This window comes from Micromonospora sp. NPDC047548, assembly GCF_040642975.1.
Lineage (GTDB): Bacteria > Actinomycetota > Actinomycetes > Mycobacteriales > Micromonosporaceae > Micromonospora.
Genome location: NZ_JBEYTI010000010.1, coordinates 94,764 through 114,024 on the forward strand (window position 1 = coordinate 94,764; position 19,261 = coordinate 114,024).

The 19,261-nt window shown below is 72.2% G+C and carries 22 protein-coding genes; 14 read left to right on the forward strand and 8 right to left on the reverse strand.

What is annotated here, in order from left to right:
• The first annotated feature begins 25 nt into the window (after positions 1-25).
• The 5 genes from dop (at position 26) to prcA (ending at position 4,275) form a co-directional block, all read left to right on the forward strand.
• Positions 26-1,543, forward strand: coding sequence for a depupylase/deamidase Dop (dop, locus tag ABZ807_RS13530; RefSeq protein ID WP_357156357.1), 1,518 nt, complete (start codon positions 26-28; stop codon positions 1,541-1,543).
• Between the two features lie 106 nt (positions 1,544-1,649).
• Positions 1,650-1,865 (forward strand): ubiquitin-like protein Pup, encoded by a 216-nt coding sequence (locus tag ABZ807_RS13535; RefSeq protein WP_357156359.1) that lies wholly within the window; start codon positions 1,650-1,652, stop codon positions 1,863-1,865.
• A gap of 298 nt (positions 1,866-2,163) precedes the next feature.
• The gene (locus ABZ807_RS13540) at positions 2,164-2,400 is read left to right on the forward strand and encodes a transposase (RefSeq protein WP_357156361.1); all 237 of its coding nucleotides are present in this window, start codon (positions 2,164-2,166) and stop codon (positions 2,398-2,400) included.
• A 140-nt stretch (positions 2,401-2,540) separates the two neighbouring features.
• The gene (prcB, locus tag ABZ807_RS13545; protein ID WP_357156363.1) at positions 2,541-3,380 is read left to right on the forward strand and encodes a proteasome subunit beta; all 840 of its coding nucleotides are present in this window, start codon (positions 2,541-2,543) and stop codon (positions 3,378-3,380) included.
• A 61-nt stretch (positions 3,381-3,441) separates the two neighbouring features.
• Positions 3,442-4,275 carry a proteasome subunit alpha gene (gene prcA / locus ABZ807_RS13550; RefSeq protein ID WP_357156364.1) on the forward strand — a complete coding sequence of 278 codons (834 nt, stop codon included), beginning with the start codon at positions 3,442-3,444 and terminating at the stop codon, positions 4,273-4,275.
• A gap of 197 nt (positions 4,276-4,472) precedes the next feature.
• On the opposite strand, the gene ABZ807_RS13555 is transcribed toward prcA, so the two are convergent.
• From ABZ807_RS13555 to rfbB, 6 genes are read right to left on the reverse strand one after another with little or no spacing between them, the layout of a single operon-like run.
• On the reverse strand, positions 4,473-5,501 hold the full coding sequence (locus ABZ807_RS13555; RefSeq protein ID WP_357156367.1) for a glycosyltransferase family 2 protein: 1,029 nt from the start codon (positions 5,499-5,501) through the stop codon (positions 4,473-4,475).
• Complete coding sequence (locus tag ABZ807_RS13560) at positions 5,498-6,811, reverse strand: polysaccharide biosynthesis protein (RefSeq protein WP_357156369.1); 1,314 nt, start codon at positions 6,809-6,811, stop codon at positions 5,498-5,500. Before ABZ807_RS13560 ends, ABZ807_RS13555 begins: the two co-directional genes overlap by 4 nt.
• Positions 6,808-7,509 (reverse strand): glycosyltransferase family 2 protein, encoded by a 702-nt coding sequence (locus ABZ807_RS13565; protein WP_357156371.1) that lies wholly within the window; start codon positions 7,507-7,509, stop codon positions 6,808-6,810. Before ABZ807_RS13565 ends, ABZ807_RS13560 begins: the two co-directional genes overlap by 4 nt.
• On the reverse strand, positions 7,502-7,888 hold the full coding sequence (locus ABZ807_RS13570; protein WP_357156373.1) for a DUF2304 domain-containing protein: 387 nt from the start codon (positions 7,886-7,888) through the stop codon (positions 7,502-7,504). Before ABZ807_RS13570 ends, ABZ807_RS13565 begins: the two co-directional genes overlap by 8 nt.
• Positions 7,885-8,772, reverse strand: coding sequence for a dTDP-4-dehydrorhamnose reductase (gene rfbD, locus ABZ807_RS13575; RefSeq protein WP_357156375.1), 888 nt, complete (start codon positions 8,770-8,772; stop codon positions 7,885-7,887). The genes ABZ807_RS13570 and rfbD overlap by 4 nt, the downstream gene beginning before the upstream one ends.
• Positions 8,769-9,770 carry a dTDP-glucose 4,6-dehydratase gene (gene rfbB, locus ABZ807_RS13580; protein ID WP_357156377.1) on the reverse strand — a complete coding sequence of 334 codons (1,002 nt, stop codon included), beginning with the start codon at positions 9,768-9,770 and terminating at the stop codon, positions 8,769-8,771. The genes rfbD and rfbB overlap by 4 nt, the downstream gene beginning before the upstream one ends.
• 88 nt (positions 9,771-9,858) lie before the next feature.
• On the opposite strand from rfbB, the gene rfbA reads away from it, so the two are divergent.
• The 4 genes from rfbA (at position 9,859) to ABZ807_RS13600 (ending at position 13,110) form a co-directional block, all read left to right on the forward strand.
• Positions 9,859-10,746 (forward strand): glucose-1-phosphate thymidylyltransferase RfbA, encoded by an 888-nt coding sequence (rfbA, locus tag ABZ807_RS13585; RefSeq protein ID WP_357156379.1) that lies wholly within the window; start codon positions 9,859-9,861, stop codon positions 10,744-10,746.
• A gap of 58 nt (positions 10,747-10,804) precedes the next feature.
• Positions 10,805-11,428, forward strand: a complete 624-nt coding sequence (locus ABZ807_RS13590) for a dTDP-4-dehydrorhamnose 3,5-epimerase family protein (protein WP_357156381.1) — start codon at positions 10,805-10,807, stop codon at positions 11,426-11,428.
• Positions 11,429-11,496: 68 nt separating this feature from the next.
• A complete protein-coding gene (pafA, locus tag ABZ807_RS13595) occupies positions 11,497-12,855 on the forward strand; it encodes a Pup--protein ligase (protein ID WP_357156383.1) in 1,359 nt (452 codons plus the stop codon).
• A gap of 60 nt (positions 12,856-12,915) precedes the next feature.
• Positions 12,916-13,110 carry a hypothetical protein gene (locus ABZ807_RS13600; RefSeq protein WP_357156385.1) on the forward strand — a complete coding sequence of 65 codons (195 nt, stop codon included), beginning with the start codon at positions 12,916-12,918 and terminating at the stop codon, positions 13,108-13,110.
• Positions 13,111-13,122: 12 nt separating this feature from the next.
• Here the strand turns inward: ABZ807_RS13600 and ABZ807_RS13605 are convergent, their stop codons facing one another.
• Positions 13,123-14,208, reverse strand: coding sequence for a DUF3866 family protein (locus ABZ807_RS13605; protein ID WP_357156387.1), 1,086 nt, complete (start codon positions 14,206-14,208; stop codon positions 13,123-13,125).
• Positions 14,209-14,251: 43 nt separating this feature from the next.
• A complete protein-coding gene (locus ABZ807_RS13610; RefSeq protein WP_357156389.1) occupies positions 14,252-15,253 on the reverse strand; it encodes a cation diffusion facilitator family transporter in 1,002 nt (333 codons plus the stop codon).
• Positions 15,254-15,380: 127 nt separating this feature from the next.
• On the opposite strand from ABZ807_RS13610, the gene ABZ807_RS13615 reads away from it, so the two are divergent.
• From ABZ807_RS13615 to tatC, 5 genes are all read left to right on the forward strand, one after another.
• Positions 15,381-16,379, forward strand: coding sequence for a WYL domain-containing protein (locus ABZ807_RS13615; RefSeq protein ID WP_357156391.1), 999 nt, complete (start codon positions 15,381-15,383; stop codon positions 16,377-16,379).
• Positions 16,376-17,401 carry a YafY family protein gene (locus ABZ807_RS13620; RefSeq protein ID WP_357156393.1) on the forward strand — a complete coding sequence of 342 codons (1,026 nt, stop codon included), beginning with the start codon at positions 16,376-16,378 and terminating at the stop codon, positions 17,399-17,401. Before ABZ807_RS13615 ends, ABZ807_RS13620 begins: the two co-directional genes overlap by 4 nt.
• A gap of 10 nt (positions 17,402-17,411) precedes the next feature.
• A complete protein-coding gene (locus ABZ807_RS13625) occupies positions 17,412-17,660 on the forward strand; it encodes a hypothetical protein (protein WP_357156395.1) in 249 nt (82 codons plus the stop codon).
• Between the two features lie 214 nt (positions 17,661-17,874).
• A complete protein-coding gene (gene tatA, locus ABZ807_RS13630) occupies positions 17,875-18,192 on the forward strand; it encodes a Sec-independent protein translocase subunit TatA (protein ID WP_357156397.1) in 318 nt (105 codons plus the stop codon).
• 18 nt (positions 18,193-18,210) lie between these two features.
• A complete protein-coding gene (gene tatC, locus ABZ807_RS13635) occupies positions 18,211-19,164 on the forward strand; it encodes a twin-arginine translocase subunit TatC (protein ID WP_357156400.1) in 954 nt (317 codons plus the stop codon).
• The last annotated feature ends 97 nt before the right edge of the window (positions 19,165-19,261 follow it).

The following is a 19,261-nucleotide window of genomic DNA, read 5'->3' on the forward strand; positions in this document are numbered from 1 at the left end:
TCGGGCGAGCGGAGCGGGTAGGTCGATGAGCGTAAGACGGATCATGGGCACCGAGGTCGAGTACGGGATCTCCGTGCCCGGCCAGGCCGGAGCCAACCCGATGGTCACCTCCTCCCAGGTGGTCAACGCCTACGGGGCGCGCCCGGAACTCAACCGGGGCGGCCGGGCGCGGTGGGACTACGAAGAGGAGTCGCCACTGCGCGACGCCCGCGGCTTCACCTACTCCGGGGCCGCGTACGACCCCGCCGAGGCGCTCGCCGACGAGGACCTCGGCCTGGCCAACGTGATACTCACCAACGGCGCGCGGCTCTACGTCGACCACGCACACCCCGAGTACTCCACCCCCGAGGTCACCAACCCCCTCGATCTGGTGCGCTGGGACAAGGCGGGGGAGCGGGTGATGGCCGAGGCGGCCCGCCGCGCCGCCACCATCCCGGGCACCCACCCGATCCACCTCTACAAGAACAACACTGACAACAAGGGCGCCAGCTACGGCGCCCACGAGAACTACCTCATGCGCCGGCAGACGCCGTTCGCCGACATCGTGGCGTACCTGACGCCGTTCTTCGTCACCCGGCAGATCGTCTGCGGCGCCGGCCGGGTCGGCATCGGCCAGGACGGCGGCCGGAGCGGCTTCCAGATCTCCCAGCGGGCCGACTTCTTCGAGGTCGAGGTGGGCCTGGAGACCACCCTCAAGCGGCCCATCATCAACACCCGGGACGAGCCGCACGCCGACGCCGACAAGTACCGGCGGTTGCACGTCATCATCGGCGACGCCAACCTCTCGGAGATCTCCACCTACCTCAAGCTCGGCACCACCGCGCTGATCCTTACCATGATCGAGGAGAAGGCGCTCGGCGCCGACCTCGGCATCGCCGACCCGGTCAGCGAGCTGCGCGCGGTCAGCCACGACCCGGCCCTGAAGCACCTCATGCGGATGCGCGACGGCCGCCGGCTGACCGCGCTGGACGTCCAGTGGGCGTACCTGGAGCGGGTCCGGTCCTTTGTCGACGACCGGTACGGCGACGACGTCGACGAGCAGACCGCGGACGTGCTGGACCGGTGGGAAAGCGTGCTCGACCGGCTCGGCCGCGACGCGTTCCTCTGCGCCGACGAGCTGGACTGGGTGGCCAAGCTGCGGCTGCTGGAGGGCTACCGGGAGCGGGAGAAGCTCGGCTGGGGCTCGCACAAGCTCCAGCTGGTCGACCTGCAGTACTCCGACGTGCGCCCGGAGAAGGGCCTCTACCACCGGCTGGTGTCCCGCGGGTCGATGAAGACGCTGCTCGACGACGAGCAGACCCGCACCGCGATGGTGGAGCCGCCGGAGGACACCCGGGCCTACTTCCGGGGCCGCTGCCTCGCCCAGTACGCCTCCGAGGTGGTCGCGGCCAGCTGGGACTCGGTCATCTTCGACGTCGGCCGGGAGTCGCTGGTTCGGGTGCCGATGATGGAACCGGAGCGGGGCACCCGCAAGCACGTCGGCGCGCTGTTCGACCGGTGCGAGAGCGCCAAGGACCTGCTGGAGACGCTCACCGGCGGCTGACCGGCCGCCGACGTACGCCCGTCGGGTGCCGCGAGCCGGTGCGCGGCGGGCTTTTCGTCGCTCAGGCGAGGTAAGTTCATCGCAGACGATCGTGGAGGAGGCAGCCATGGCCACTCGTGACAGCGGCGGGCAGTCGCAGTCGGGCAAGGCCCGTCAGGGCGAGGAGATCGAGGACGTCACCACGGAGGCGAACCCGGAGGTCTCCGAGCGGCACGCCGAGATCACCGAGGACGTGGACGACCTGCTCGACGAGATCGACTCCGTCCTCGAGGAGAACGCCGAGGAGTTCGTGCGTGGATATGTGCAGAAAGGGGGTGAATAGGGAAGAATGTTCGTTTACTAAAGAGTTGCATGCGGCAGGCTCTGTAGCGCCACTGCCAGCGGGAACGAGCCTTGACGTTCCTGAAGCTTGACGTGCTCGCGGATTACGCCGAGGTTGCTCCGCCGCACGACCTGGCGACGCGCGGCCGTGACCACAGGTGGCCGACCGGCAAGAAGGTAGAGTGTCGACGTGAAGATCGTCGTCCAGGTTCGGCTGTACCCCGATGCCGTCCAAGAGGCGGCGCTTTCCGCGACCCTGCAGTTGTGTAACGACGGTGCGAACCTCGCCTCGGTTGAGGTTGATCGTCTACAAGGCGGCGCGGGCCGGGATCAAGGTCGTCCACGTTGATCCGGCGTACACCTCCCAGGGCTGCTCCGCCTGCGGACATATCGCCAAGGCCAACCGCCCTAACCAATCCACCTTCCGGTGCACGTCGTGCGGCTTCGCTGAGCACGCCGACGTGAACGCAGCCCGCAACATCGCCGCTCGCGGTGTCGTGGACTGGGCAGCCGCCAGCCTGCCGAACGCGGCGTGACCCGTGCAGCCAGCACGGCACCCACAGCCGCAAGCTCGGCCCGTCAGGGCCGAGAAGCTGACCTGCAACGGTGGTCTTGGTCAGTTCTGCGAGAATGCTCCGAGGCGGGCCAGGACGATCAATTACCTGAGAGGAACCACGTGGCAGCGGGCTTTGATCCATCCGGGCGTCTACCAGACGCGTTCACCAACGCGGGGACGTCCTCCTTCACCTCGTTCCTGAGCAGGGTGGCCCCCGAGATGCTGCCCGGCCGACGGCCGCTGCCGCCGGGCATGGCCGCCGACATGGCGCCGCACGCGACGACCATCGTGGCCATCTCGGCCGCCGGTGGCGTGGTGATGGCCGGCGACCGGCGGGCCACCATGGGCAACCTGATCGCCCAGCGCGACATCGAGAAGGTGCACCCGGCCGACGCGTATTCCCTGGTGGGCATCGCGGGTACGGCCGGCATCGGCATCGAGCTGATGCGACTGTTCCAGGTGGAGCTGGAGCACTACGAGAAGATCGAGGGCGCGATGCTCTCGCTCGACGGCAAGGCCAACCGGCTCGCCTCGATGATCCGCGGCAACCTGGGCGCGGCCATGCAGGGGCTCGCGGTCGTGCCGCTCTTCGCCGGCTTCGACCTGGCCGCGAAGGACCCGGCGACGGCCGGTCGGATCTTCAGCTTCGACGTCACCGGCGGCCCGTACGAGGAGACCGGCTACGACGCGATCGGCTCCGGCTCGCTCTTCGCCAAGTCCGCCCTGAAGAAGCGCTTCCGCGCCGGGATCTCCCTCGACGACGCGGCCCGCCTCGCCGTCGAGGCGCTCTACGACGCCGCGGACGACGACACCGCCACCGGCGGCCCGGACCTGACCCGCCGGATCTACCCGGTGGTGATGACGGCGACGGCCGAGGGCACCCACCGGCTCACCGACTCCGAGACGGCGGCGATCGCCGAGGCGGTCGTGGCGGCCCGGATGGAGAACCCGGGCGGCTGAGGCCCGCTCCCACCCCACAGTCAGCAGTCGTCAGCACAGCGCCCGAAGGAGAACCGCCGCCGTGGCCATGCAGTTCTACGCCTCGCCCGAGCAGATCATGCGCGACCGCTCCGAGCTGGCCCGTAAGGGCGTCGCCCGGGGTCGCAGCGCGGTGGTCCTGAGCTATGAGGGCGGGGTGCTCTTCGTCGCGGAGAACCTCTCCAGCGCCCTGCACAAGGTCAGCGAGATCTACGACCGGATCGGCTTCGCCGCGGTCGGCCGTTACAACGAGTTCGAGAACCTGCGCCGGGCCGGGGTGCGGATGGCCGACCTGAACGGCCTGAGCTACGACCGGCGCGACGTCACCGGCCGGGCCCTGGCGAACGCGTTCGCGCAGACCCTGGGCGCCATCTTCACCGAGCAGTCCAAGCCGTTCGAGGTGGAGATCTGCGTCGCGCAGGTCGGCGCCACCGCCGAGGACGACGAGCTGTACCGGATCACCTACGACGGTTCGGTCAACGACGAGCCGGGCCGGATGGCCATGGGCGGTCAGGCCGAGGCGATCACCGGGGTGTTGAAGGCGCAGCATCGGCCGGAGATGTCGTTGAGCGAGGCGGTGAAGGTGGCCGTACAGGCGCTGAGCAGCGTCGGCGGTGAGGGCGGCGCCGCCCGGACGATCGCCGCCAACCAGCTGGAGGTGGCGGTCCTGGACCGGCGTCGGGTGGGGCGTACCTTCCGCCGGGTCACCGGGGCGGGGCTGACCGCGCTGCTCGACGGGGACGCGGCGGGTGACGCGGCGCCGGCCGGCGGCCGGGCGAAGACCCCGACGGTGCCGACGGAGGAGGCGCACAAGCCGACCACGTCGGCCGGCTCGGCGGACCTCGAGGGTCGGCCGGAGGACACGCCGGAGGCGTAGCGGCTCCTGGATCGCGGGGGTCGGGGACCTCCCCGGCCCCCGCGGCGTGTCCGGGGCGGCGCGGGCCCCTGGCCCCGTTTCCGCGGCAGGTTGCGTCCCGGGCCGCCGGCCCCGATTCCGCGGCAGGTTGCATCCTGGGTGGCCCCGGACGGCGGCGGCCGCCCGGCAATGCCGGACGGCCGCTCACCCGGGCGCGGTCAGCGCTTGCGCAGCAGCGGCTTGGCCAGCGCCCAGTAGCCGGCGGCGATGGCGTTGAAGACGCCCATGCCGGGGGGCGAGTCGACGTTCGACGGGGCGACCCGGGCGGTCATCAGCTCGGCGATGATCCCGTCGGGCACGATCCGCTCGTCCTGGAGCTGCCGGCGGCGGGACGCCAGCCAGGCCCGGTTGGTCCAGAGCCAGCCCCAGCCGCGGAACTTCTGCTTGGTCCAGCCGCCGGCGAGCGCGGCGGCGAGCATGGCCGCCTCGGTGAGCAGCAGGACCGGCGCGAGCACCACCAGCGTCCGGGTCTCGTACGCGGTGAGCAGCGTGACCAGCCGGTTGCGCTCGACCAGGTAGAGCTTGAGGGCGTTGCGGGAGAACTCGTAGTGGTGCCGGACGACGGCGTCCGGGACGTACTCCAGCCGCAGCCCGCGCTGCCACAGGCGCAGGCTGAGTTCGGTGTCCTCGTGGTAGGCGAAGTACTCGGCGGCGAACCCGTCCAGCTCCCGCCAGAGCGCCCGGTTGATCACGAAGCAGCAGCCGCTGAGCGACGGCACGGTGGTGCGCACGGCGTGGGCGCTGGCCGGCTCGCCGTTGCCGCCGGCCCAGGACAGGCCGGTGAAGTGCAGCGGGTTGCCGGAGGTGTTGATCAGCTCCGGGTTGTCGGCGAGGCGGATGGAGGCCATCGCGGCGCCGACGCCCGGTTCGCCGGCGACGGCGACAGTCCTGGCGAGGGCGTCGGGGGCGACGATCGCGTCGGAGTTGACGAAGGCCAGCCATTCGCCGGTGGCCTCGGCGGCGCCGACACGGCAGCCGCCGGAGTAGCCGGTGTTCTCCTCGGGGCGGATCACCCGGACGCCGGGGAAGCCCTTGACGACGTCGATGCCGTCGCCGGTGCAGCCGTTGTCGACCACGATCAGCTCGATCTCGACGTCGGTGCTGTCCAGCACGGCCCGGGCGGCGTCGACCAGGTACGGCTCGGCGCCGTAGGCCAGCATCACCGCGGTCACCTGCGGGCGGGTCATCGGATGCCTCCGGATACTCCGGTCGCCACGGCGTCGTCGAGGGACCGGATCGGGGTGGGGGTGGGGCGGGAGCGGCGGCGCAGCAGCAGCAGCGCCATGGCGGCGGCCACCACGACGGAGCCGACCGTGTAGGCCAGCTCGACGCGGAGCGCCACCGACGCCGGGGTGAGCGTCACCGCGACCAGGGCGGCCACGCCGACGGTCCAGGCGAGGGCCTGGGCGCGGTGCCGGTCGAGGGCGAGCAGCGCCTGGCCGAGGACCATCGCCCACAGGTAGGCGAGGGTGGCCACGGCCAGCCAGGCGAAATCGCCGTGGCCGAGCACGTCGGCGGCGTCGAAGAGAGTGCCCACCAGCCAGGGGCCGAGGGCGATCGCGCCGATCGCGCCGAGGACGCCGAGCGCGGTGACGATGCCGAGCGCCCGGCGCAGCAGGCTGTGGAAGCCCCGCAGGTCGCCGGTGGTGGCGGAGGTTGCGAGGCCGGGCAGCAGCGACGCCTGCAGGGAGGCGAAGACGAACAGCGGGATGCGTACCAGCACCAGCGCCGAGAGCAGCGCCCCGGCGGTGGCGACGTCGGACGGGTCGAGCAGCCGCACGTTGATCACGCCGACGTTCACCACGACCTGGGAGAGCAGGCTGGAGACGGTGAGCAGGCCGAGGCCGCGCAGCAGCGCTCCCCAGGCGACCGGTACGCCGCCGCCGACGGCGCGCAGCACCGGCGGGAGGGTGAGCAGGACGCCGGCCAGCGGGGCGATCACCAGCACCAGCCCGTACCAGAGGGGTGAGGTGACGCCGGCGAGCCCGAGCACGGCGACCATGGCGATCCGCAGTCCGCCGTCGATGCCGAGCTGGGTGCCGTACCAGGGGAAGAGCTGCAGGCCGGACAGGACGCCGCGGGTGGTGTAGGCGACGGCCATCGCGACGAGCGCGCCGATCAGCACGGTGACCATGGCGGCGTCGCCGGCGAAGAGCCGGTCGGTGAGCGGCCCGCGCGCGGCGAGGATCACGACCACCATGACGGCCAGCACCCCGGCGGCGAGGACGGCGCCCCGGGCCAGCACGGGACCGGGCGGCAGCCCCTTGCTGCGGCGGGCGGCGACGACCCGGGCGAGCTCCTGCTCGACGGGCATGAACACGCCGATGCCGAGGGTGAAGACGATCGACCAGAGCACCGACAGGGAGGAGTAGTCGGCCTCGGTGAGGCTGTGCCCGGCCACCGCGAGGTGGACGTAGGAGGCCAGCCCGAGCAGGGCCAGCCCGGCACCCACGGCGAGGGTGCCGGGCGGGACGAGGTGGAGCAGCCGCCGGATCACCGGCGGATGAGCGCCAGCGTGAGTACCGCGAACGCGCGACCCAGGTAGATCATCGCCTTGGCGGGGGAGTGGCTGGGGGTGCCGGCCATCCGCTTGCGCATGGCCACCGGCACCTGCCGGATCTTGTAGCCGCGCCGGGCGGTGTGCACCAGCGTCTCCACGGTGTCGCCGAGGTACTCGGCCGGGTACCAGCCGGCGAACATCTCGATGACCCGCCGGTTGGCGGCGCGGAAGCCGGAGGTGGTGTCGGTGAGCTTGGTCCGGGCGACCTTGGAGAGCACGGCGGAGAGCATGACCATCGCCCAGCGGCGGGGGCCGCGGACGCTGTAGTCGCCCTCGCCGGCGAACCGGGCGCCGATGACCAGGTCGGTGTCGTCGAGCAGGTCGACCAGCTTCGGCACGTAGCGCGGGTCGTGCTGGCCGTCGGCGTCGATCTGGATGGCCACGTCGTAGTCGTTGTCCCGGGCGTAGCGGTAGCCGAGCCGCATGGCCCCGCCGACGCCGAGGTTGTACGGCAGCTTGGCGACCCGGGCGCCGGCAGCGGCGGCCACCGCAGCGGTGCGGTCGGTGGAGCCGTCGTCGACCACGAGCACGTCGACGCCGGGCAGCTCGCCGCGGACCTCGCCGACGACGTCGGCGATCGAGCCGGACTCGTTGAGCGCGGGGATGATGATCAGAACGCGCTTGCCGTTAACCATCGTGGGACACCAGTTCGTCTCGGGCTGATTCGGTGCGGGCCGCCCGGTCCGCGTCGACCTGGGCGCGGAGCAGGGCGAAGTCTTCGGCCAGGGTGCGCGTCTCCTCCTCCAGGGCGCTGACCTCCCAGCTCAGGTGCACGCACACCAGCAGCAGGAAGACGATGCCGAGGAAGAGGACGAGGCTGACGCCGGAGACCACGCCGAAGAAACCGGCCACGTTGTCCAGCAGCCGGGGGAACAGCGACAGCGGAATGACGATCAGTAGGACGGCCAGCCAGAGCATGCCGTACTTCTCGCGGAGCTGCCGGCGGCGCAGCAGTTCGACGATGGTGACCAGCAGGATCAGGCCGGTCAGACCGGTGATCAGGGTGAGCTTCATGCGACCTTCCACGGGGCGGGTGGAGTGGGGGAGTCGAAGGCGTCGGACAGCGTGTCACGCCAGTCCGACAGCGGCGGAAGACCTGCGGCCGCCCAGCGGTCGTGCCCTAGCACACTGTACGCCGGTCGCGCGGCCGGACGCGGGAACCGGTCGCTGGTGGTGGGTCGGATCCGCTCCGGGTCCAACCCGGCCAGGGCGAAGGTGGCGCGGGCCAGGCCGCACCAGGTGGTCCGGCCGGAGCAGGTGCCGTGGTAGACCCCGGCGGGGGCCCGGCCGGCCAGCGCCGCGTCGGCCAGCGCCACCAGCTGGGTGGCCAGCGCGTACGACCAGGTGGGCTGGCCCTGCTGGTCGTCGACCACGTCGAGCTGCTCGCGCTGCTCGGCGAGGCGGAGCATGGTGGCCACGAAGTTCGGCCCGTGCGCGCCGTAGAGCCAGGCGGTACGCACGATGTAGCCGGTTTCGGGGAGAAATCGGACCACGGCCCGCTCCCCGGCCAGCTTGCTGCGGCCGTACGCGTTGACCGGGTCGGTCGGCGCGTCCTCGGCGTACGGGTGGTCCGCGTCGCCGGGGAAGACGTAGTCGGTGGAGACGTGCACCAAACGGGCGCCGGTGGCGGCGCAGGCCCGCGCGAGGTGCGCGACGCCGTCGCCGTTGATCGCGGTGGCGGCGGCCTCGTCCCGCTCCGCGCCGTCGACGTCGGTCCACGCGGCGGCGTTGAAGACCACGGCGTGTCCGGCGACGGCGGCGCGGACGGCCTCGGCGTCGGTGATGTCCAGTTCGGCGCGGGTGGCGGCGGTCACCGTCAGCTCCGGTCGGGTCGCCAGCACCGCCAGCAGATCCCGGCCGAGCATGCCCCCGGCGCCGGTGACGAGCACCCGGCTCATGCGCCCTTGGTCGCCTTCAGCGGCTCCCACCAGGCCCGGTTGTCCCGGAACCACTGCACCGTCTCGGCGAGGCCGCGGTCCAGGTCGATGCTCGGGGCGTACCCCAGCTCGGCGCTGATCTTGCTGATGTCCAGCGAGTAGCGGCGGTCGTGGCCCTTGCGGTCGGCGACCGGGACGACCCGGTCCCAGTCGGCGCCGCACGCCTCGAGCAGCCGGCCGGTGAGCTCCTTGTTGCTCAGCTCGGTGCCGCCGCCGATGTTGTAGACCTCGCCGGCGCGGCCCTTCTGCTGCACCAGGGCGATGCCCCGGCAGTGGTCGTGCACGTGCAGCCAGTCGCGGACGTTGCCGCCGTCGCCATAGAGCGGGACGGTGCCGCCGTCGAGCAGGTTGGTCACGAACAGCGGGATGACCTTCTCGGGGAACTGGTACGGCCCGTAGTTGTTGGAGCAGCGGGTGACCACCACGTCCATGCCGTGGGTGCGGTGGTAGGCCAGCGCGAGCAGGTCGGAGCCGGCCTTGGAGGCCGAGTACGGGGAGTTCGGGGCCAGCGGCCAGGTCTCCGTCCAGGAGCCGGAGTCGATGGAGCCGTACACCTCGTCGGTGGAGACGTGCACGAAGCGGCCGGTGCCGTGTCGCAGCGCGGCGTCCAGCAGGGTCTGGGTGCCCAGCACGTTGGTGGTGACGAACGGCGCGGCGCCGGCGATCGAGCGGTCCACGTGCGATTCGGCGGCGAAGTGCACGATCACGTCGTGACCGGCGACGACTTCGTCGACCAGGGCCGGGTCGCAGATGTCACCCTGCACGAAGCGCAGTCGGGGGTCCTCGCGCACCGGGGCGAGGTTGTTCAGGTTGCCGGAGTAGGTCAACTTGTCCAGCACGGTCACCGCAGCGGGCTCGACGGCGGGCACCCCGGCGGCGTCGCCGCCGGGCACGCCCAGCAGCATCCGTACGTATTCCGACCCGATGAATCCGGCTCCGCCGGTGACGAGAATCCTCACGGGTCCGGAAGTGTACGCGAAACGCCGGAGGCCCCGGGGGACGGCGACCCCGGTGTCCGGTTCGCGCCGGTGCAGGTAGTCTCCCCGGGTGCGTGGAATCCTTCTCGCTGGTGGCACCGGTTCCCGGCTCTGGCCGATCACCCGGGCGGTCTCCAAGCAGCTGATGCCGATCTTCGACAAGCCGATGGTCTACTACCCGCTGTCGACGCTGGTGATGTCCGGCGTGCGGGAGATCCTGGTGATCACGACGCCGGAGGACCAGTCCCAGTTCGAGCGGCTGCTCGGTGACGGCAGCCAGTGGGGTCTGCGGCTGGAGTACGTCACCCAGGCCCGGCCGGAGGGCATCGCGCAGGCGTTCGTGCTCGGCGCGGACTTCATCGGCGACGAGTCGGTGGCGCTGATCCTGGGCGACAACATCTTCCACGGCGTCGGCCTGGGCCGGCAGCTCGCCGCGCACCGCGACCCGGTCGGCGGGCGGGTGTTCGCGTACCCGGTGGCCAACCCGGAGGCGTACGGCGTGGTCGACTTCGACGACGAGGGCAAGGTGCTCTCGATCGAGGAGAAGCCGGAGAAGCCCAAGTCCCGGTACGCGGTGCCGGGGCTGTACTTCTACGACAACCAGGTGGTGGGGATCGCCCGCGACCTCAAGCCCAGCGCCCGGGGCGAGCTGGAGATCACCGCGGTGAACGAGGCGTACCGGGAGGCCGGCGAGCTGTCGGTGACCGTGCTGGATCGGGGCACCGCCTGGCTGGACACCGGCACCTTCGCCTCGATGATGCAGGCCGGCGAGTTCGTCCGGGTGATCGAGGAGCGCCAGGGCATGAAGATCGGCTGCGTCGAGGAGGTGGCCTGGCGGGCCGGCCTGATCGACGACGACCAGCTGCGCGCGCTGGCCGAGCCGCTGACCAAGAGCGGCTACGGCGACTACCTGCTCGGCCTGCTGGCCGAGAAGCACGGCGGGGCGGTGGCTCGGTGAGCGCGAGGAGTGAGCCGGGGTTGCGAGCCCCGCAGTCGCGAACGGAGGTGGTCCGGTGATGAAGATCCGGCAGCTGGGCATCGAGGGCGCCTGGGAGATCAGCCCGCAGCAGCACGGCGACCCGCGCGGGCTGTTCATGGAGTGGTACCGCTTCGACCAGCTGGCCGAGGCGGTCGGCCACCCGCTGCGGCTGGCCCAGGGCAACCTGTCGGTCTCCGCGCGCGGCGTGGTGCGCGGCATCCACTTCGCCGACGTGCCGCCCGGCCAGGCCAAGTACGTCACCTGCGTGCGCGGCGCGGTGCTGGACGTGATCGTGGACCTGCGGGTCGGCTCGCCGACGTTCGGCCGGTGGGAGGGCGCCCGGCTCGACGACGTCGACCGGCGCGCGGTATACCTCAGCGAGGGGCTGGGGCACGGCTTCTGCGCGCTGACCGACGACGCGACGCTGAGCTACCTCTGCTCGACCACGTACAACCCGACCGGGGAACACGCGGTGCATCCGCTCGACGCCGACCTGGCCATCGAGTGGCCGGCCGAGGCCCCGCAGCTGTCCGCCCGCGATGCCGTCGCGCCCACCCTGGCGCAGGCCCGCGAGTCCGGCCTGCTGCCGCAGTACGACGCCTGCCGGGCGTTCACGGCGAGCCTGCGGCCGGACGGAATGTCGTACTCGGACGGTTTGTGATCGACCGGAGAGCACGACCTGTGCCGTGACAGTGACGGACGGGGCCTCCGGGCGGCTAGTGTCACATCATGGAGCGGCGAATCTTCGGCCTCGAGACCGAGTACGGCGTCACCTGTACCTACCGCGGGCAGCGTCGGCTGTCCCCTGACGAGGTTGCCCGGTACCTCTTCCGCCGCGTCGTGTCGTGGGGCCGGTCGAGCAACGTGTTTCTGCGCAACGGGGCCCGGCTCTACCTGGACGTCGGCTCGCATCCGGAGTACGCCACGCCGGAGTGCGACTCGGTGGTGGACCTGGTGGCCCACGACCGGGCCGGCGAGCGGATCCTGGAGGGGCTGCTCGTCGACGCCGAGAAGCGGCTGCACGACGAGGGCATCGCCGGCGAGATCTACCTGTTCAAGAACAACACCGACTCGGCCGGCAACTCGTACGGCTGCCACGAGAACTACCTGGTCTCCCGGCACGGGGAGTTCGGCCGGCTGGCGGACGTGCTCATCCCGTTCCTGGTCACCCGGCAGCTGATCTGCGGCGCCGGCAAGGTGTTGCAGACCCCGCGCGGGGCGGTGTACTGCCTGTCCCAGCGGGCGGAGCACATCTGGGAGGGAGTCTCCTCGGCGACCACCCGCAGCCGTCCGATCATCAACACCCGCGACGAGCCGCACGCCGACGCCGAGCGGTACCGCCGGCTGCACGTGATCGTCGGCGACTCGAACATGAACGAGGTCACCACGCTGCTCAAGGTCGGCAGCGCCGACATCGTGCTGCGGATGATCGAGGCCGGGGTGGTGATGCGCGACCTGACGCTGGAGAACCCGATCCGGGCGATCCGGGAGGTGTCGCACGACATCACCGGACGTCGCAACGTGCGGCTGGCCTCCGGCAAGGAGGTCAGCGCGCTGGAGATCCAGCAGGAGTATCTCGCCAGGGCGACCGAGTTCGTCGAGCGCCGGGGCGGCGACCAGACCGCCAAGCGGGTGGTGGAGCTGTGGGGCCGGGTGCTGGGCGCGGTGGAGACCGGCGATCTGGACCCGGTGGCCCGCGAGATCGACTGGGTGACCAAGTTGCGGCTGATCGAGCGCTACCAGCGCAAGCACGACCTGCCGTTGTCGCACCCCCGGGTGGCCCAGATGGACCTGGCCTACCACGACCTGCGCCGCGGCCGTGGCCTCTACGGGCTGCTGGAGCGGCGCGGGCAGGTCGACCGGGTGGCCACCGACCCGGAGATCTTCGAGGCGAAGGAGACCCCGCCGCAGACCACCCGGGCCCGGCTGCGCGGCGAGTTCATCCGGCACGCCCAGGAGAAGCGCCGCGACTTCACCGTCGACTGGGTGCACCTGAAGCTCAACGACCAGGCGCAGCGCACCGTGCTCTGCAAGGACCCGTTCCGCGCGTACGACGAGCGGGTGGAACGCCTGATCGCCAGCATGTGAGCGAAGTCGGCGGCCGGTGCCCGGCACCGGCCGCCGAGGCACCGGTACGCTGGCGTCGCGATGAACACTTCCTCACCCTCCGACCGCGACCGCGGCACCGAGAAGCTGAACTGGGTCGAACGCCGCCGGGAGAAGATCCGCGCCGAGATCGAGCGCAACCGCCGGGGCGAGTACACCGTGCCGACCTGGGTGCTCGCGGTCGCGCTGATCGTCATCGTCGGCGGCTGGCTGGCCCTGATCTTCCTCGTCGGCTGAGCCCGGCGGCGGTCAGGCCGCCAGCCGTGCCGCGTGCCGCCCGGCCGCGGCCGCCGCCAGGAAGTAGGCGTGGTCGGCGTCCAGCCCCCGGCCCATGGTGGACAACGTCACCGGCAGGGCGCGCAGCGCCGCGTCGAGGCCGTCGGTGGGCACCCGGACGATCGTGTGTCGCCCCGCGAGGGGGGCCAGCGTCGCGTCCACGTCCGCGGCCAGCGACGGCGCCAGGCCCTCCGGTACCACCAGCTCGGCCGGGGCGAGGGCCACCCGGCCGTACGCGGTGAGGCTGTGGTGGGAGACGCCGCGGTGCCGGGGGCGCAGGTCGGCGTCGGAGATCCGCAGCGAGCCGACCGGCCGGCCGCCGAGGGTGGCGACGGCGTTGACCGCCTCGCCGACGGCGACCCCGGAGAAGCCCCAGGTGGTCCCGGTGCCCAGGTTGCCCGGCCCCTGGGCGACGATCGCGACGTCGGCGCGCAGCACGTGCCGGGCGGCCAGCAGGCCGCTGTGCAGGGTGGTGGCCTCCAGGTCGCCGCCGAACGCCTGCCCGACGCTGACCGTGCCCACCAGTTGCCCACGCAGCCCGTCGAGGGTGCGGGAGAACCAGGCCGGCAGCGCGCCGCCGTCGGTGAGCAGGTACGCCACCCGGGCGTCGGGCGCCTCGGCGTGGACGCCGGCCAGGATCGCCGGGAGCGCCGAGTGCAGGTCCGCGGTGACCACGGGCAGGCCGTCCAGGCTGTCCGCCCCGGCCAGCAGCTCGTGGTGCGGGGAGGCCTCCTCGTCCACCCCCAGCATGATCGCCTGCAACGGCGTGTAGCGGGCCTTGACCAGGTGGCCGGCGTCGCGGGTGTCACCGGCCTGCGGCGGGTCCGGCGGCAGCCGGTCGGGCAGCGCCACGACCAGGGCGTAGCCGCCGGTGCCGAGCCCCATCAGCAGGGCGCCGGCGTTGAGCAGCACCCGGTCGCCGGGCGCCGGGTCGCCGACCAGGGCGGGGTAGGCCAGGGCCCGCAGGCTGGTGCCGTCGGGCAGGTCGACGTCGAGTTCCACCGCGCCGGCCCACCGCCGTCGTACCGCCGTAACCGTTCCCGACCGCCATCGCACCATGCCCGGCACGCTATCCGCGCCCGGCGGCGGCGCCGCCTCCGGGTCAGGGCGTGCCGGGGCCGGGGCGCGGCTGGTCGTCCTGGTGCTGGGTACGCCGGGCGCGGCCCCCGTTGCTGCCGGGCATCGAGCGGGTCGGGTCGAGGAAGACGAACCCGATCTCCGGGTAGCGGGTGGTGAGCCGGCGCTCGGCCTCGTCGGCGGTGGCCTCGATGTCGGCGCCGGTGGCGTCGTCATGGAAGTCGACCTTGGCGGCGACCAGGATCTCGTCCGGGCCCAGCTGCATGGTCATCAGGGTGTCGATCCGGTGCACGGTCCGCAGGTCGGCGAGTTCCCGTTCGATCTCGTGGTGCAGCCGCTCCGGCACCGCGCGCCCGACCAGCAGCGAGATGTTGGCCCTGGCGAGGACGATGGCCACCACCAGCAGCAGCAGGCCGATCGCGATCGAGGCGAGGCCGTCCCACAGTTCGTCGCCGGTGACCTCGGACAGGCCGAGCCCGACCCCGGCGATCAGCAGGCCGATCAGGGCGGCGCTGTCCTCCAGGAACACCGCCTTGACGGTGGTGTCGGCGGTCAGCCACAGGAACCGCCGCGGCGTGGTCCGCCAGCGGCGGGACTCGTTGCGAATCTGGCGCACCGCGCGGGCCAGTGAGACCGACTCGATGGCGAAGGAGACCGCCAGCACGATGTAGGAGGCGAGGTAGTTGCCGCTGTGCTTGTGCACCAGGATGGTGGTCACGCCGTGGGTGATGGCGAAGCCCGCCCCGGCGACGAAGGTGAACAGCGCGGCGAGGAACGCCCAGACGTAGCTCTCTTTGCCGTACCCGAAGGGGTGCCAGGGGTCCGCGGGTCGCGCGCCACGGCGCAGCGCCAGGTAGAGCAGCACCTCGGTGGTGGTGTCGGCGACCGAGTGGGCGGCCTCGGAGAGCATCGCCGCCGAGCCGGAGATCAGCCCGGCGACCAGCTTGGCCAGCGCGATGGCGAGATTCGCCGCGCCTGCCACCACGACGGTACCGATGCTCTCGGACTTGACTTCGGCTTCCGTCATGCGGTCACCCTAAAACTGCGCGACGCTCGCCGCCGGGGGACGGCGAGCGCGGTTACCTGGCAGGTGTGCCGCGCGTCGCGCCCGCGCGGGTGCGCAAGCGCGGCGTGCGGGCTGCTAGCGTTCACCCGTGTCGCGGAGCCGTACCGAACGCCTGGTCAACCTGGTGATCTGTCTCCTGTCCACGCGACGGTTCCTGACCGCCGCGCAGATCGCCGCGACCGTGCCCGGTTACGAGCACGATCCGGACGACGTGAAGGAGCACGAGGCGTTCCAGCGCAAGTTCGAGCGGGACAAGGCCGAGCTGCGTGAGCTGGGGGTGCCGCTGGAGACCGGTACGGCCAGCGTCTTCGACGCCGAGCCCGGCTACCGGATCGCCCACCGGGAGTACGCGCTGCCGGAGATCCCCCTGGAGCCGGACGAGGCCGCCGCGGTGGGCATCGCCGCGCGGCTCTGGCAGCACGCCGGGCTGGCCGCCGCCGCCTCCTCCGGGCTGGCGAAGCTGCGCGCGGCCGGTGTCGACGTGGACCCGCAGGCCACCCTGGGCCTGGAGCCGATGGTCACGGTCGATCCGGCGTTCGCGCCGCTGACCGCCGCCGCGCGGGACCGGCGCGAGGTCGGCTTCGACTACCGGGTGCCCGACCGGGACGCGCCGACCCGCCGCCGGTTGCAGCCGTGGGGCGTGGTCTGCTGGCGCGGCCGGTGGTACGTGGTCGGCCACGACCTGGACCGGGACGCCACCCGCTGTTTCCGGCTGTCCCGGGTGGTGGGCGCGGTCCGGGTGACCGGCGAGCCGGGCGGTTACGAGCCGCCGGCCGGGGTCGACCTGATCAGCCACGTGGCCCGCTGGTCCGGGCCGGTCGAGCGCACCGGCCGGGCCACCGTGCTGGCCGCCCCGGGCCGCGCCGCCGGCCTGCGGCGCTGGGCCGTGCGGACCCTGCCGGGTCCCGACGGCGACCGGCTGGTCCTGCCGTACGCCGACCCGGACTCCCTCGCCGGCCAGCTCGTCGGCTACGGCCCGGACGTTCGGGTGCTGGAACCGCCGGAGGTGCGTGACGCGGTGATCCAGCGGCTCAAGGAGATCGCCGTCCGGCAGGACGACCTGGCCGTGGCCGGGGGTTCCCGGTGACCCGGCCGGCCGCCCGGGGCGGCTCCCGCACCTCGGCCGACCGGCTGGCCCGGCTGCTCAACCTGGTGCCCTACCTGCTGGCCCGCCCCGGCATCGAGATCGCCGAGGCGGCTGGTGACCTGGGTGTCACCGAGCGGCAGCTGCGCGAGGACCTGGAGCTGCTCTGGGTTTGCGGGCTGCCCGGGTACGGCCCGGGTGACCTGATCGACATGGCCTTCGACGGTGACCGGGTGACCATCACCTACGACGCCGGTATCGACCGGCCGCTGCGGCTCACCCCCGACGAGGCGCTCGCCCTGGTGGTGGCGCTGCGGATGCTCGCGGAGACGCCGGGGGTGGCCAACCGGGAGGCGGTGGAGCGGGCCCTGGCGAAGATCGAGAACGCGGCCGGCGACCTGGTCGGCGCGCCGGTGGCGGTGCGGCTGCCGGGTGACACCCAACGGGTGGAGGCGCTGCGGTCGGCGGTGGAGGGCGGCCGGGCGCTGCGGATCACCTACTACACGGCGGCGCGGGACGAGACCAGCGAGCGGACCATCGACCCGTTGCGGATGCTGATGGTCGGCGGCCAGGCGTACGTGGAGGCGTGGTGCCGCCGGGCCGAGGCGGTCCGGCTGTTCCGGGCCGACCGGATCGACGCGGTCACCGAGTTGGACGAGCCGGCCGTGGTCCCGCCGCAGGCGCGCCCGCACGACCTGACCGGCGGGGTGTTCCGCCCCTCGCCGGACCTGCCGCTGATCACCCTGCGCGTCGGCCGAGGGGAGCGGTGGATCACCGAGTACTACCCGTGCGAGCGGGTGGAGGCCGGCGACGGCGACCAGTGGTTGGTCTCGCTGCGGGTGACCGACCTGGGTTGGGCCCGCCGGTTCGTGCTCGGGCTCGGGCCGGACGTCACCGTGGTCGCCCCGGCCGAACTGGCCGACCAGGTGCGCGCCCAGGCGCTCGCCGCGCTGGAGGCGTACGGGACACCGGTGGACGGCGCGGCGCCGTCGACCGACCCGGCGGTGCGGGCCGTCACCCAGTAGGCTGACCGCCGTGGTGAAGTGGATCGTTGTCGCGGTGGTGCTGTTCGCGCTCGTCGTGCTGGCCCTGGCGGTCCGACCGGTGCTGGCGCGGCTGCCCCGGCTGCGCCGGGCGGCGGTGGCCCTGCAGCGACGCCAGGCCGACGCGGACGCGTTGCGCGAGGCCGCCGAGGCGCTCTCCGAGCGGGCCGAGACGCTCCAGCGGCAGGTCGAGACGACCCACCAGCGAGTGGAACTGATCAAGGCCAAGCGGGGTAAGTGATCGACACCGGTCGGTGAACCGCGCGTGGCGTGCGCGATCGGCGGCCTGTTCGCGCATGGACGAACGGCCCATAGGTGGTTGACGGGACACGCGGGGGTGGTCAAGACTTCACCGGCCGGACGCGTCAGCAGCGGCCCGGCGGGTGGCAGCGGCTCTCGATCCACGTACGATGGGCTGCGACACACCCTTCGACACAGAGCGACTGGAGCTTCCCATGGGTGCCCTCAAGCCGTGGCACATCGCCGTACTCGTGGTCGTGCTGATCCTGCTCTTCGGCGCGAAGCGGCTCCCCGACGCGGCCCGCTCGCTGGGCCGCTCGCTGCGGATCATCAAGGCGGAGACCAAGAGCCTGCACGACGACGACCGCGACCTGGCCGAGAAGGCCGACGCGCAGGCCGGCTACCAGCCGCTGCCGCCGCACGCGGGCCAGCAGCCGCCGCAGCAGCAGCCCTACGGCGGGCAGCCCTACGCCCAGCCGCAGCAGGCTCCGCAGCAGCCGGTCGACCCGGTGCAGCGCGTCCGCGAGAACTGACCGAGGGGCCCGACCACCGTGGCCTTCGCGCTTCGCAAGCGCGGCCCGAGCGACTTCGAACGGGCCGCCGACGGCTCCATGACGCTCATGGAGCACATCCGTGAGCTGCGCAACCGTCTCTTCCGCGCCTCGCTGGCGATCATGGTCGGCTTCGGGTTCGGCATCTGGCTGGCCACGCCGGTCCGGAAGCTGCTCTCCGAGCCCTACTGCAATCTGCCGCAGTCGATCGACCCGGATACCGGGCTGTGCAACTTCGTGCAGCTCGGTGTGGCCGACGTCTTCCTGCTCAACCTGAAGATCGGCCTCTGGGTCGGGTTGATCATCGCGGCGCCGGTCTGGCTCTACCAGCTCTGGGCGTTCATCGCGCCCGGCCTGCACCGGAACGAGCGGCGGTACGCGTACGTCTTCACGGCGCTGGCCGCGCCGCTGTTCGCGGCCGGCGCGGTGCTGGCGTTCTTCGTCACCACCAAGGGGCTCGAGTTCCTGCTCAACGTCTCCGGTGACGACATCGCCACCACGCTCGAGGTCACCCGGTACATCTCCTTCGTCACCAACCTGATCCTGCTGTTCGGGGTGGCGTTCGAGTTCCCGTTGATCGTGCTGATGCTCAACTTCGTCGGCCTGGCCAGCGCGAAGAAGCTGCTGAGCTGGTGGCGGGTGGCGGTCTTCGTGTTCTTCGCCTTCTCGGCGGTGGTCACGCCGACCCCCGACCCGTTCGGGATGACCGCGCTGGCGATCTGCCTCTGCGCGCTCTACTTCGCCGCGGTCGGGGTCGCCTTCCTCAACGACAAGCGCCGCGGCCGGGGCAAGGAGATCTACTCCGACCTCAGCGACGACGAGGTGTCACCGCTGGAACTGGACGACGAGCCGGTCGAGGCGGCAGCGCGGGTGGACTTCTCCGGGCCGGTCGACGCGCCGGCACCGGTCGACGCGCCCGCTCCGATCGACCGCCGCTACGACGACATGACCTGACGGCGTCCGCGCCACCAGCACGTCGACGACGCCGCCTCCGCTCGACGGGGGCGGCGTCTCGGCCATGATCGTCTGACGTTTTCCGACTCGACACGCC